Annotated in this window: 11 protein-coding genes; all 11 read left to right on the top strand. The window is 70.9% G+C overall.

Features of this window, described 5'->3' with window-relative positions; genetic code table 11:
• Nucleotides 1–138 precede the first annotated feature (138 nt).
• The 11 genes from ACGFSH_RS06595 to ACGFSH_RS06545 all read left to right on the top strand — a co-directional run bounded on the left by ACGFSH_RS06595 (nt 139) and on the right by ACGFSH_RS06545 (nt 13,436).
• Nucleotides 139–1,437: a homoserine dehydrogenase gene (locus ACGFSH_RS06595; RefSeq protein WP_393346923.1), complete on the top strand. Its 1,299-nt coding sequence runs from the start codon at nt 139–141 to the stop codon at nt 1,435–1,437.
• Between the two features lie 6 nt (nt 1,438–1,443).
• Complete coding sequence (gene thrC / locus ACGFSH_RS06590; RefSeq protein ID WP_393345623.1) at nt 1,444–2,502, top strand: threonine synthase; 1,059 nt, start codon at nt 1,444–1,446, stop codon at nt 2,500–2,502.
• 369 nt (nt 2,503–2,871) lie between these two features.
• On the top strand, nt 2,872–3,801 hold the full coding sequence (thrB, locus tag ACGFSH_RS06585) for a homoserine kinase (protein WP_393345621.1): 930 nt from the start codon (nt 2,872–2,874) through the stop codon (nt 3,799–3,801).
• Between the two features lie 406 nt (nt 3,802–4,207).
• Nucleotides 4,208–6,259 carry a transcription termination factor Rho gene (rho, locus tag ACGFSH_RS06580; RefSeq protein WP_393345619.1) on the top strand — a complete coding sequence of 684 codons (2,052 nt, stop codon included), beginning with the start codon at nt 4,208–4,210 and terminating at the stop codon, nt 6,257–6,259.
• Between the two features lie 165 nt (nt 6,260–6,424).
• Nucleotides 6,425–8,218, top strand: coding sequence for a trypsin-like serine protease (locus ACGFSH_RS06575; RefSeq protein WP_393345617.1), 1,794 nt, complete (start codon nt 6,425–6,427; stop codon nt 8,216–8,218).
• 159 nt (nt 8,219–8,377) lie between these two features.
• Complete coding sequence (locus ACGFSH_RS06570; RefSeq protein WP_393345615.1) at nt 8,378–9,514, top strand: LCP family protein; 1,137 nt, start codon at nt 8,378–8,380, stop codon at nt 9,512–9,514.
• 182 nt (nt 9,515–9,696) lie between these two features.
• Nucleotides 9,697–9,921, top strand: a complete 225-nt coding sequence (gene rpmE, locus ACGFSH_RS06565; protein ID WP_393345613.1) for a 50S ribosomal protein L31 — start codon at nt 9,697–9,699, stop codon at nt 9,919–9,921.
• A gap of 108 nt (nt 9,922–10,029) precedes the next feature.
• Nucleotides 10,030–11,106, top strand: coding sequence for a peptide chain release factor 1 (gene prfA / locus ACGFSH_RS06560; protein ID WP_393345611.1), 1,077 nt, complete (start codon nt 10,030–10,032; stop codon nt 11,104–11,106).
• An 85-nt stretch (nt 11,107–11,191) separates the two neighbouring features.
• Nucleotides 11,192–12,031: a peptide chain release factor N(5)-glutamine methyltransferase gene (gene prmC, locus ACGFSH_RS06555; protein ID WP_393346921.1), complete on the top strand. Its 840-nt coding sequence runs from the start codon at nt 11,192–11,194 to the stop codon at nt 12,029–12,031.
• 83 nt (nt 12,032–12,114) lie between these two features.
• Nucleotides 12,115–12,762, top strand: a complete 648-nt coding sequence (locus tag ACGFSH_RS06550) for an L-threonylcarbamoyladenylate synthase (protein WP_393345609.1) — start codon at nt 12,115–12,117, stop codon at nt 12,760–12,762.
• On the top strand, nt 12,759–13,436 hold the full coding sequence (locus ACGFSH_RS06545; RefSeq protein ID WP_393345607.1) for a protein-tyrosine-phosphatase: 678 nt from the start codon (nt 12,759–12,761) through the stop codon (nt 13,434–13,436). The genes ACGFSH_RS06550 and ACGFSH_RS06545 overlap by 4 nt, the downstream gene beginning before the upstream one ends.
• Nucleotides 13,437–13,541 lie beyond the last annotated feature (105 nt).

The raw sequence follows: 13,541 nt of genomic DNA, 5'->3' as shown, positions 1-13,541 counted from the left end.
AAGATCTCCTGTCTGCCGGGCTCTGGAAATGAAATAGATGTCTCACGATCCGGACTATGGGCAGAAAGTCCGGTCCGGTGAGTGAGACTGGGTCAACCGGAAACATCCGTAGACGGTATGAGGAAACGAGGTCGGATGATGCGTACGCGTCCGCTGAAGGTGGCGCTGCTGGGCTGTGGAGTGGTCGGCTCAGAGGTGGCGCGCATCATGACGACGCACGCCGACGACCTCGCCGCGCGGATCGGCGCTCCCGTGGAGCTCGCCGGCGTCGCCGTGCGGCGGCCGTCGCGGGTGCGGGAGGGCATCGACCCCGACCTCGTCACCACCGACGCCACCGCGCTCGTCAAACGCGGGGACATCGACGTCGTCGTCGAGGTCATCGGCGGCATCGAGCCCGCCCGTACGCTCATCACCACCGCCTTCGAGCACGGCGCGTCCGTCGTCTCCGCCAACAAGGCGCTGCTCGCGCAGGACGGCGCCGCGCTGCACGCCGCCGCCGACGAACACGGCAAGGACCTCTACTACGAGGCCGCCGTCGCCGGCGCCATCCCGCTGATCCGGCCGCTGCGCGAGTCCCTCGCCGGCGACAAGGTGAACCGGGTGCTGGGCATCGTCAACGGCACCACCAACTTCATCCTCGACAAGATGGACTCCACGGGCGCCGGCTACCAGGAGGCCCTCGACGAGGCCACCGCCCTGGGGTACGCGGAGGCCGACCCGACCGCCGACGTCGAGGCCTTCGACGCCGCCGCCAAGGCCGCCATCCTCGCGGGCATCGCGTTCCACACGCGCGTGCGTCTCGACGACGTCTACCGCGAGGGCATGACCGAGGTGACCTCGGCCGACTTCGCCTCCGCCCGGGAGATGGGCTGCACCATCAAGCTGCTCGCCATCTGCGAGCGGGCCGCCGACGGGGCGTCGGTCACCGCGCGGGTGCACCCCGCCATGATTCCGCTGAGCCACCCGCTCGCCTCGGTGCGCGGCGCCTACAACGCCGTCTTCGTCGAGTCGGACGCGGCCGGGCAGCTCATGTTCTACGGTCCCGGCGCCGGCGGTGCACCCACCGCCTCCGCCGTGCTCGGCGACCTGGTCGCCGTCTGCCGCAACCGGCTCAGCGGGGCGACGGGGCCCGGCGAGTCGGCCTACGCCGCGCTGCCGGTGTCGCCCATGGGCGACGTCGTCACCCGGTATCACATCAGTCTCGACGTCGCGGACAAGCCTGGCGTTCTCGCCCAGGTGGCCACCGTCTTCGCCGAGCACGGAGTCTCCATCGACACCGTGCGGCAGCAGGGCCGACTGGACGGAAGCGGCGAGGCCTCCCTCGTCGTCGTCACCCATCGCGCGTCCGACGCCTCCCTCACCGGGACCGTCGAGGCGCTGCGCAAGCTCGACACCGTGCGGGGTGTCGCCAGCATCATGCGGGTTGAAGGAGAGTAACCAGCAATGACCCACCAGTGGCGCGGAATCATCGAGGAGTACCGGGACCGGCTGCCGGTTTCCGACAGCACGCCCGTAGTGACGCTCCGTGAGGGCGGCACGCCCCTCGTGCCCGCGCAGGTGCTCTCCGAGCGCACGGGCTGCGAGGTCCACCTCAAGGTGGAGGGCGCGAACCCCACCGGCTCCTTCAAGGACCGGGGCATGACCATGGCCATCACGCGGGCCAAGGAGGAGGGCGCGCAGGCCGTCATCTGCGCCTCCACCGGCAACACCTCCGCCTCCGCCGCCGCGTACGCCGTCCGCGCGGGCATGGTCTCGGCCGTCCTCGTCCCGCAGGGCAAGATCGCACTGGGCAAGATGGGCCAGGCGCTCATCCACGGCGCGAAGATCCTCCAGGTCGACGGCAACTTCGACGACTGCCTCACGCTGGCGCGGGCACTGAGCGACAACTACCCGGTGGCGCTGGTCAATTCGGTGAACCCGGTGCGTATCGAGGGCCAGAAGACGGCCGCCTTCGAGATCGTCGACATGCTCGGCGACGCCCCCGACATCCACGTCCTGCCGGTCGGCAACGCGGGCAACATCACCGCGTACTGGAAGGGGTATAAGGAGTACGCCGCCGACAAGGTCGCCACGCGCACGCCCCGCATGTGGGGCTTCCAGGCGTCCGGCAGCGCCCCGATCGTGCGCGGCGAGGTCGTCAAGGACCCGTCGACGATCGCCACCGCGATCCGCATCGGCAACCCGGCGTCCTGGCAGTTCGCGCTGGCCGCGCGGGAGGAGTCCGGCGGCCTCATCGACGAGGTGACGGACCGTGAGATCCTGCGCGCCTACCGGCTGTTGGCCGCGCAGGAGGGCGTCTTCGTGGAGCCCGCGTCCGCCGCGTCCGTGGCCGGTCTGCTGAAGGCGGCCGAGCAGGGCAAGGTCGACCCGGGGCAGAGGATCGTGTGCACCGTCACCGGCAACGGTCTGAAGGACCCCGACTGGGCCGTCGCGGGCGCACCGCAGCCGGTCACCGTCCCGGTCGACGCGGCGACGGCCGCCGAGCGCCTCGGACTCGCGTAGCGACACCGGAAGGGCCGCGTCCCTCCGGGTGACGTCCCGACGACGTCCGGGTGGCCCCCCTCAGGGGCCCTCGGGCGTCTCGGTCGACCGGCATCCCGCCGGGCACCCCGCCGGGCACCCCGGATCCGGCGCGGTCCGGCGTCACGGTCGGCCGGTGGATGTCCCTGACAGGGGTGCACGAGGGGCTTACGACACGCATCGTGCGCCTCCTGTGCGCCCTATGTCGCCGCAGAACCTTCCTTCGATAGGCTGTAACCAACCCGCCCGCCGCATATGCCGCAGTGACGCGTCGCCGTCGCGGTCCCGGGTCCTCACTCACGCATCGCAGCTCATTCGACAGCCCCGCAGCTCAAGGAGAGTCATCGCGAGATGGCCGGTCCCGCCTTCCGCGCCGCCCCCGTCCGGGTGCGCGTTCCCGCCACCAGCGCCAACCTCGGCCCGGGCTTCGACGCCTTCGGGCTCGCGCTGGGACTCTACGACGACGTCGTCGTCCGGGTGGCCGACTCAGGGCTGCACATCGACATCGCGGGGGAGGGCAGCGAGACGCTGCCGCGCGACGAGAAGCACCTCCTCGTCCGTTCCCTGCGCACCGCCTTCGACGTCCTGGGCGGTCAGCCGCGCGGCCTCGAGATCGTCTGCGCCAACCGCATTCCGCACGGCCGGGGCCTCGGCTCGTCGTCGGCCGCGATCTGCGCCGGCATCGTCGCCGCGCGCGCGGTGACGATAGGCGGCGAGAGCAGGCTCGACGACGCGGCGCTGCTGGAGCTGGCGACCGAGATCGAGGGGCACCCCGACAACGTCGCGGCCTGCCTGCTGGGCGGGTTCACCCTGTCCTGGCTGGAGGCGGGGGCCGCGCGGGCGATCAGGATGGAGCCGGCCGGTTCCGTCGTTCCGGTGGTTTTCGTGCCCGGGAAGCCGGTGCTGACCGAGACCGCGCGCGGACTGCTCCCGCGCTCCGTGCCGCACGTCGACGCAGCCGCCAACGCCGGCCGCGCCGCACTGCTCGTCGAGGCCCTGACGCGCCGTCCGGATCTGCTGCTGACGGCCACCGAGGACCGTCTGCACCAGGAGTACCGCGCGCCGGCCATGCCGGACAGCGCCGCGCTGGTGGAGCGGCTGCGCGCGGACGGGATCCCCGCTGTGATCTCCGGCGCCGGGCCCACCGTGATGGCGCTGGCCGACGCGGAGACGGCCGACAAGATCGAGGCCTCCGCCGGCGCGGACTGGGCCGCGAACCGCCTGGCCCTGGACCTGCGAGGGGCGAGCGTGCTGCCCCTGGCGCCCTCCGGCGACATCTAGAAGCGCACGGTTGCCGGATTTCGAGAGGGGGAATGTTTGTTGGATCCGGTAGTGTTAATCTCAAGTCTGCACCCGACCTCACCATGGCGAGGTGCTTCGTGTCCCGCTTCGGGACAGACATTCTTCCGGGAGCTTCCCAAGCCGCACTGCGTTCCGTACGTCGTACCTGGGCAGTACGCCGTGCAGCGACGCTGAGCGGTGTTCGGGGCACGCTCCGGAATCGGTGCGACCTCGCGACGTGACACCTAGATGTCACGGTTCGCTCAGGAAGCGCCATCACCAGAAATCTCCTCCGCCGCATTGGCGGACAACCGCCCCGGCTTCGCCACAGCAAGGACCGAAGTCGGACAGCACAAACGGTCGCCGAGCCAGACAGGCCGACGTCCGCTCCAGGGAAGGACCCTTCGTGAGCGACACCACCGATCTGATGGGCGCACGTGTCGAGGAGACCGCTGCCGCGCCCGCCACGGACGCCTCCGCGCCTGCCACCGGTGCGGGCTCCCGGCGGCGCCGCGGTACCGGCCTCGACGGCATGGTGCTGGCCGAGCTGCAGCAGGTCGCATCCGGACTCGGTATCAGGGGCACCGCGCGGATGCGCAAGAGCCAGCTGATCGAGGTCATCAAGGAGGCGCAGGCCGGGGGAGGCGCCGCCCCCGCGAAGGCGACGCCCGCGGCGGACGCCGCCGAGACCAAGCCCAAGCGTCGCGCCACCTCCAAGGCGCGCACGGGCGACACCGCCGAGAAGAAGGCGGACGCCGCCCCCGCCGAGGCCGCCGCCGACAAGGCCGTGGCCCAGCAGCAGATCGAGATCCCCGGTCAGCCGGCCGGCGGGGAGGCCCCCGCCGAGCGCCGTCGCCGTCGCGCCACCGCCGACGCGGGCAGCCCGGAGACGGTCGTCGCCGAGGCCAAGGGCGCCGCGAAGACCGAGACGTCCGCCCCGGCGCAGGCCGAGGGCCAGGGCCAGTCGCAGGGCGACGCGCGCGGTGACGCCGACGGCGCCGAGGGCCGCCGCCGCGACCGCCGTGAGCGCGGCCGCGACCGGGGCGAGCGCGGTGACCGTGCCGACCGCGGCGAGCGCGGTGACCGTCGCAAGGGCGACGACCAGCAGGGCGGCCAGCAGCAGCGCGGCGGCCAGCAGGGCCAGCAGCAGAGCGGCGGCCGTCAGGACCGCCAGCAGCGCGACAACGGCCCGCGGGCCGACGAGGACGACGACTTCGAGGGCGGCCGGCGTGGCCGTCGTGGCCGCTACCGCGACCGCCGTGGCCGTCGCGGGCGCGACGAGATCGGCGCCGCCGAGCCGCAGCTCGCCGACGACGACGTCCTGATCCCCGTCGCGGGCATCCTGGACATCCTCGACAACTACGCCTTCATCCGGACCTCGGGCTACCTGCCGGGTCCGAACGACGTCTACGTCTCCCTCGCCCAGGTCCGCAAGAACGGCCTGCGCAAGGGCGACCACGTCACCGGCGCGGTCCGTCAGCCCAAGGAAGGCGAGCGGCGCGAGAAGTTCAACGCGCTGGTCCGGCTGGACTCCGTCAACGGCATGGCGCCCGAACACGGCCGCGGCCGCCCGGAGTTCAACAAGCTGACCCCCCTGTACCCGCAGGACCGCCTCCGCCTGGAGACGGACCCGGGCGTGCTGACGACCCGGATCATCGACCTCGTGTCGCCGATCGGCAAGGGCCAGCGCGGTCTGATCGTGGCCCCGCCGAAGACCGGCAAGACCATGATCATGCAGGCGATCGCCAACGCGATCACGCACAACAACCCCGAGTGCCACCTGATGGTCGTCCTGGTCGACGAGCGTCCGGAAGAGGTCACCGACATGCAGCGGTCGGTCAAGGGCGAGGTCATCTCCTCGACCTTCGACCGCCCGGCCGAGGACCACACCACGGTCGCCGAGCTGGCCATCGAGCGCGCCAAGCGCCTGGTGGAGCTGGGCCACGACGTCGTCGTGCTGCTCGACTCGATCACGCGTCTGGGCCGTGCGTACAACCTCGCCGCGCCCGCCTCCGGCCGCATCCTGTCCGGTGGTGTCGACTCGACCGCCCTGTACCCGCCGAAGCGCTTCTTCGGTGCGGCCCGCAACATCGAGGACGGCGGCTCGCTGACCATCCTCGCCACCGCCCTGGTGGACACCGGGTCCCGCATGGACGAGGTGATCTTCGAGGAGTTCAAGGGCACCGGCAACATGGAGCTCAAGCTCGACCGCAAGCTCGCCGACAAGCGCATCTTCCCGGCGGTGGACGTCGACGCGTCCGGCACCCGCAAGGAAGAGATCCTGCTCGGCAACGACGAGCTGGCCGTCGTCTGGAAGCTGCGCCGGGTGCTGCACGCGCTCGACCAGCAGCAGGCGATCGAGCTGCTGCTGGACAAGATGAAGCAGACGAAGTCGAACGGCGAGTTCCTGCTCCAGATCCAGAAGACGACGCCGTCGCCGGGCAACAACAACGACTGACGGCCGTCGCCGTAGGCCGCTGCTCGACCGGTACCGGAGGGCCGCTCCCCGTTCAGGGGGGCGGCCCTTCGCGTTGTCCGCGACCGGGGTACGATCTCGCCTTCGGTCATGTTTTCGAACATGCACCTGACGAACTTGAACTTCACTTCCCGAGGGGGGACTTGAGTGGGTACACCCACGTCCGGGGGCGGTCGTAAGCGTCACAGACGCAAGCTGCGCATCGGCCTGCCGATCGCTGCGGCCGCGGTGGCCGCCACCGTGGCCGGCGCGCTGCTGACCTCGTCGGCGCAGGCGGCCGAGGCGCCGCCCAAGCCGAAGATCACCACCCCGTCGGCGCAGGAGCTGCACAAGCGGCTCGAGATCGCCCTCGCGGGGGACGACGTCGCCGGGCAGACTACGAAGGAGTCGCTCACCTCCAGCAGCCGCGCCACGGTCGACCCGAAGATCATCGGCGGTACGACCACCACCATCGCCAAGGCGCCCTGGATGGCGCAGCTGTGGTACGGCGACAACCGGGGCACGCCGGACAACACGAGCGACGACATCGGCTTCTTCTGCGGCGGCGCGGTCGTGTCCCCGACGAAGATCGTCACCGCCGCGCACTGCGTCAAGGGCTACGACTGGCTCAACCACGGCACCATCGTCACCGGCGCGTCGCAGCTCGCGACGGACACCGACCTGCACGGCGGTACCGCCACCGGCGTCTTGCGCCAGTGGAACCACTGGTCCTACAACGCGTCGACGATCGACAACGACATCGCCGTGCTGACCCTGGGCACCCCGCTCACGGTCAAGCCGATCCCGATGGTCCCGGCCGGCAACACCGGCTCGTACGTCGCCGGCACCAACGCGACGGTCTTCGGCTGGGGGCGCACCACCTCCGCCAATGACGAGATCTCCGACGACCTGAAGACGGCCACGCTGCCGCTCCAGTCGGACGCCACCTGCGCGGGTTACTACGGCGCCGACTTCGTCAAGAGCCACATGGTGTGCGCGGGCAACCCCGCCACCGGCAGCGACACCGGCACCACCACCACCTGCAACGGCGACTCCGGCGGTCCGCTGGTCGTCGGCGGACGGCTCGTGGGCGTCGTCTCCTGGGGTGTGACCGACTGCGTGAAGAGCGGCGCTTACAGCGTCTTCAGCAAGGTCACCACGTACGTCGGGGACGTGTACCCGCGGGTCGACGACACCAACCTCAGCCTCGACCACAACGCCGATCTCTTCGCGCGCAACTCCAGCACCCAGACGGCCTACGAGTTCGACTCCAAGGGCACCTCGCTGGCCCCCCGGGAGTCCTGGGGCACCTGGAGCGGCTACAACCTCATCCTCCAGGCCGACCTGGACCGTGACGGCTTCCAGGACCTGATCCTGCGCCGCTCCTCCGACGGGGACGTGTTCTGGGACCACTTCGTGCCCGCCTCCGGGACCTGGGCCACCCAGCTCATCGGTGACAACTGGAAGAGCCGCCTGTCGATCGTCGCCCCCGGCGACGTCACCGGCGACTTCCTGCCCGACCTCGTGTCCGTGGACTCCGCGGGCAACCTGTGGATCAACCCGGGCCGGGGCAACGGCAGCATCGGCGCCTCGGTCAAGGCCGGCACAGGCTGGAACAGCTACAACGTCGTGCGCGGTCACGGCGACTTCAACGGCGACGGCCGGGCCGACCTGATCGCCCGCAACAAGACCAGCGGCGCCGTCTACCTGTTCCGGGGCCGCGGCGTGAGCGGGACGAGCGCCTTCGCGCCCGGACTCAAGGTCGCCACCTGGAGCAACACCACGTACAACGCGTTCGCCACGGTCGGCGACGTCAACGGCGACGGCAAGGCGGACCTGCTGGCCCGCACCCCCGCCGGCACGCTCTTCCTGTACCGCGGCAACGGAAGCACGGGCAGTGTGATCTTTTCCGCAGGGATCTCGCTGGGCACGAGCTTCAAGCAGTACGACCTCTTCGGCTGAAACCGCAGGTGAGAGCGGCCTTCCGTCCTCACCCGCAGAACGCTCCGTGTCCGGTCGCTCACCGACCGGGCACGGAGCGTTCGTGCAACCCTGTCCCGAGTTTCCCCGTCTGTCCTGGCGGAGTGACGATGGTGAGGTCGCACGAGAACCGAGGAGCGCATGTCCGCCGAGAGCACGCCGGAGCCCGGCATACCGGGTGAGGCCGGCACGACGAGCGGGGCCGACGGCAAGGGCCCGCGCCACCGCAAGCAGCGGGGCAGGCGCAAGGCGCTGCTGATCGGCGCCTGGACCGCCGCGGGCATCGTGGTGCTGGGCGGCACCGGACTGGGCTACCTCTACTTCAAGCTCAACGGCAACATCAAGAGCGTCGACATCGACCAGGCGCTGGGCACGGACCGGCCCACCAAGGCCGACAACGGCTCCGAGAACATCCTGGTCCTCGGCTCGGACACCCGCTCCGGCGCCAACAAGAAGCTGGGCGGCGGCGCCGACGACGGCAGCGCCCGCTCCGACACGGCGATGATCATCCACGTGTACAAGGGGCACAAGAGGGCGAGCGTCGTCTCCGTTCCGCGCGACACCCTCATCGACCGCCCCGCCTGCACGGACGCCAAGGGCGCCGAGCACGACGCCGCGCACGGCGTGATGTTCAACTCGGCGTACTCCACGGGCGGCGCCGCCTGCGCCGTGAAGACGGTCGAGTCGATCACCGGCGTCCGCATGGACCACTACCTCGAGGTCGACTTCTCCGGCTTCGAGAAACTCATCGACGAGCTGGGCGGCGTCCCCGTCACCACCACCAAGCCCATCAAGGACCCCGACAGCCACCTGGACCTCAAGGCCGGCACGCACACCCTCGACGGCGAACAGGCCCTCGGCCTGGTCCGCACCCGGCACGGCGTCGGCGACGGCTCCGACCTCGGGCGCATCCAGCTCCAGCAGGCGTTCATCAAGGCCCTGGTCGACCAGGTCGGGCACGTCGGCCTCTTCACCGGCGGCACGAAGCTGTACAACCTCGCCGACACCGCCACCAAGGCCGTCACGACCGACTCCCACCTCGGCTCGCTGAACTCCCTGATGTCCTTCGCGAACGGCCTCAAGAGCATCAGCGCGAAGAACATGAACATGGTCACGATGCCGGTCGTGTACGACCCGTCCGACCCCAACCGGGTCATCGTCTCGAAGGCGAAGGCCGAGCAGGTCTGGACGGCCCTGAAGAACGACCGGCCCATCCCGAAGTCGGCCGTCACCGGCAACGCCACGGGCGAGGCCGCCGGGGTCGTCACCTCGTCGTGAGGCCGCGCGCCCGGCAGGGGACGCCGGATCCGGGGCGTCCCGCGGACCGCCGGGAATAGATCGGCCCACCCCCCGGTTTTGGGGGATGCGGCCAGTCCTGGCAGACTGGTACGTCGGCCCCGGTTCACGCTCGTCGTATCCCGCGACAGCGACCCGGCGCCCTCCCGAAACTAGGAGACACCTTGAAGCGCGACATTCACCCCGAGTACGTCGAGACGCAGGTCAGCTGCACCTGTGGCGCGTCGTTCACCACCCGCAGCACGATCGAGAGCGGCAACATCCGCGCCGACGTCTGCTCCGAGTGCCACCCGTTCTACACGGGCAAGCAGAAGATCCTCGACACCGGTGGCCGTGTGGCCCGCTTCGAGGCCCGCTTCGGCAAGGCCGCCGCCGGCTCCAAGAAGTAGCGAGCCCCTCTTCGCCGGTCCACGGCAGTGTCCCCGCCAGGGGGCACGCCGGGACCGGCGTTTTTGGTCGCCCGCCCTTCCCCCACGTTCGTCATTCAGGAGCCCACCATGTTCGAGGCCGTCGAGGAGTTGCTCGGAGAGCACGCCGACCTGGAGAAGAAGCTCGCCGACCCGTCGGTCCACTCCGACCAGGCCAACGCGCGCAAGCTGAACAAGCGCTACGCCGAGCTCACCCCCATCGTCGGCACGTACCGCTCCTGGAAGCAGACCGGCGACGACGTCGAGACCGCGCGTGAATTCGCCGCCGACGACCCCGACTTCGCGGCCGAGGTCAAGGAGCTGGAGAAGCGGCGCGAGGAGCTGACCGAGAAGCTGCGCCTGCTGCTCGTGCCCCGGGACCCGTCCGACGACAAGGACGTCATCCTGGAGATCAAGGCGGGCGCGGGCGGCGACGAGTCGGCCCTGTTCGCCGGCGACCTGCTGCGCATGTACCTGCGCTACGCCGAGCGCGTCGGCTGGAAGACCGAGATCATCGACGCGACCGAGTCCGAGCTGGGCGGCTACAAGGACGTCCAGGTCGCCGTGAAGACCAAGGGCGGCCAGGGCGCCACCGAGCCCGGCCAGGGCGTGTGGGCGCGGCTGAAGTACGAGGGCGGCGTGCACCGGGTGCAGCGCGTGCCCGCGACCGAGTCCCAGGGCCGGATCCACACCTCCGCCGCCGGCGTCCTCGTGACGCCCGAGGCCGAGGAGGTCGACGTCGAGATCAACGCGAGCGACCTGCGCATCGACGTCTACCGGTCCTCCGGCCCCGGCGGCCAGTCCGTCAACACCACCGACTCCGCCGTGCGCATCACGCACCTTCCCACCGGGGTCGTCGCCTCCTGCCAGAACGAGAAGAGCCAGCTGCAGAACAAGGAGCAGGCGATGCGTATTCTGCGCTCCAGGCTGCTCGCCGCGGCGCAGGAGGAAGCCGAGCGGGAGGCCGCCGACGCCCGCCGCAGCCAGGTCCGCACCGTCGACCGCTCCGAGAAGATCCGCACGTACAACTACCCGGAGAACCGCATCTCGGACCACCGGGTCGGCTTCAAGTCGTACAACCTGGACCAGGTCCTGGACGGCGACCTCGACGCGGTGATCCAGGCGTGCGTCGACGCGGACTCGGCCGCCAAGCTCGCAGCCGCGTAGGCGATGCAGGACGTCACCACGACGAGTACGACACGGAGGACGCGTGCAGCAATCATTTGGGGGACGCCCCCCAAGCCCCCGCAGTCTGCTGCTCGCTGAGGTAGCTCAGGCCACCCAGCGGCTGGCCGACGCCGGCGTGCCCTCGCCGCGCAACGACGCGGAGGAGCTCGCCGCCTTCGTGCACGGCGTGAAGCGCGGTCAGCTCCACTCCGTGCCCGACTCCGACTTCGACGCCCGCTACTGGGAGGTCATCGCCCGGCGCGAGCAGCGCGAGCCGCTCCAGCACATCACCGGCCGGGCCTTCTTCCGGTACCTGGAGCTCCAGGTCGGTCCCGGCGTCTTCGTACCGCGCCCCGAGACCGAGTCGGTCGTCGGCTGGGCCATAGACGCCGTCCGCGCGATGGACGTCGTAGAGCCCCGCATCGTCGACCTGTGCACCGGCAGCGGCGCCATCGCGCTCGCCCTCGCCCAGGAGGTGCCGCGCTCGCGCGTGCACGCCGTGGAGCTGTCCGAGGACGCCCTGCGGTGGACGCGCAAGAACATGGAGGGGTCCAGGGTCGACCTGCGCCAGGGGGACGCCCTGGACGCCTTCCGCGACCTCGACGGCCAGGTCGACCTGGTCGTCTCCAACCCGCCGTACATCCCGCTCACCGAGTGGGAGTACGTCGCCCCCGAGGCCCGGGACTACGACCCCGAACTCGCCCTGTTCTCCGGCGAGGACGGCCTCGACCTGATCCGCGGCATCGAGCGCACGGCGCACCGGCTGCTGCGCCCCGGCGGCGTCGTCGTCATCGAGCACGCCGACACCCAGGGCGGCCAGGTGCCGTGGATCTTCACCGAGGAGCGGGGCTGGGCCGACGCCGCCGACCACCCCGACCTCAACAACCGGCCGCGCTTCGCCACGGCCCGCAGGGCGATGCCGTGAGCGTCGTCCCCGGTACTTTCGACCCGCAGCAGGACGCGCACCCATACGCGCACAGGTACTTCGTGTACGAGGAGGCTCGCTAGATGGCACGGCGATACGACACCAACGACGCCACCGACCGTGTGACCGGTCTGCGCGAGGCCGCGTCCGCCGTCCGCCGTGGCGAACTCGTGGTCCTCCCGACGGACACGGTGTACGGGATCGGCGCAGACGCGTTCTCCTCGGAGGCCGTCACCGACCTGCTGGCGGCCAAGGGCCGGGGCCGCAACATGCCCACCCCCGTCCTCATCGGCTCCCCGAACACGCTGCACGGCCTGGTCACCGACTTCTCCGAGCTGGCCTGGGAACTGGTCGACGCTTTCTGGCCGGGCGCGCTGACGCTCGTGGCCAGGCACCAGCCGTCCCTCCAGTGGGACCTGGGCGACACCCGCGGTACCGTCGCCGTCCGCATGCCGCTGCACCCGGTCGCCATCGAGCTGCTCACGGAGGTCGGCCCGATGGCGGTCTCCTCGGCCAATCTGACGGGTCACCCGGCCCCGGAGAACTGCGACCACGCCCAGGACATGCTCGGCGACTCCGTCTCCGTCTACCTCGACGGCGGCCCGACCCCCGGCAACGTGCCCTCCTCGATCGTCGACGTCAGCCGGGAGGTGCCGCTGCTGCTGCGGGCGGGCGCGATCTCCGCGGACGAGCTGCGGAAGGTCGTACCCGACCTCGAGGTGGCGAATTGACAGCCCCTGACGCGGGGCGTGGCATAGGCACCGGGGAACGTGCCGCGGAGCAGACGACGACGTTCGGGTTTCCGCGCGACACCTTCCGCATCCTCCACGTCAGCACCGGCAACGTCTGCCGCTCGCCCATCACCGAACGGCTGACCCGACATTTCGTGTCGCAGCGGCTCGGGGTGCTGGGCGGCGGGCTGATCGTGGAGAGCGCGGGCACCTGGGGCCACGAAGGCGCGCCGATGGAGGCCAACGCGGAGACCGTGCTGGCCGACTTCGGCGCGGACGCCTCCGGCTTCACCGGGCGGGAGCTGCTCGACGAGCACGTCATCATGGCCGACCTGGTCCTGACGGCGACGCGCGACCACCGCGCCCAGGTCATCTCCATGGGGCACTCGGCGGGCCTGCGCACCTTCACACTGAAGGAGTTCACCCGGCTGGTGAACGCGATAGACCCGGCCACCCTGCCGTCCCTGGACGAGGGCGTGGTGATGCGCGCACGCGCCCTGGTCCGCGCGGCGGCGGCTCTACGAGGGTGGCTCCTCGCCCCGACGCTGGAGGCCGACGAGGTCTACGACCCCTACGGGGCGCCCCTGCCGTTCTTCCGCTCGATCGGCGACGAGATACACCAGGCGCTGGACCCGGTCGTCACCGCTCTGACGGGCGTCCCCGCCCGCACCTGACCCGACGACGCCCGCCCCCGGCGACCCGCGACGCACCGGCCCGTCCGAACGGTCCGGCGGGCCCGCGGGCGGCCTTGCGCCCGGGTGGCGGCGAAGAGCGCGCGC

Origin of the sequence: Streptomyces sp. NPDC048481, from assembly GCF_043200075.1 — a bacterium.
In the GTDB taxonomy this organism is placed as follows: Bacteria; Actinomycetota; Actinomycetes; order Streptomycetales; family Streptomycetaceae; genus Streptomyces.
The sequence above is the reverse complement of the archived record's forward strand: the minus strand, read 5'-3'. Positions and strand labels throughout refer to the sequence as shown.

Coding starts and splice junctions, on each gene's coding strand:
- ACGFSH_RS06595 (WP_393346923.1), top strand. CDS start 139: ATGCGTACGCGTCCGCTGAAGGTGGCGCTGCTGGGCTGTGGAGTGGTC.
- thrC (WP_393345623.1), top strand. CDS start 1,444: ATGACCCACCAGTGGCGCGGAATCATCGAGGAGTACCGGGACCGGCTG.
- thrB (WP_393345621.1), top strand. CDS start 2,872: ATGGCCGGTCCCGCCTTCCGCGCCGCCCCCGTCCGGGTGCGCGTTCCC.
- ACGFSH_RS06570 (WP_393345615.1), top strand. CDS start 8,378: ATGTCCGCCGAGAGCACGCCGGAGCCCGGCATACCGGGTGAGGCCGGC.
- prfA (WP_393345611.1), top strand. CDS start 10,030: ATGTTCGAGGCCGTCGAGGAGTTGCTCGGAGAGCACGCCGACCTGGAG.
- ACGFSH_RS06550 (WP_393345609.1), top strand. CDS start 12,115: ATGGCACGGCGATACGACACCAACGACGCCACCGACCGTGTGACCGGT.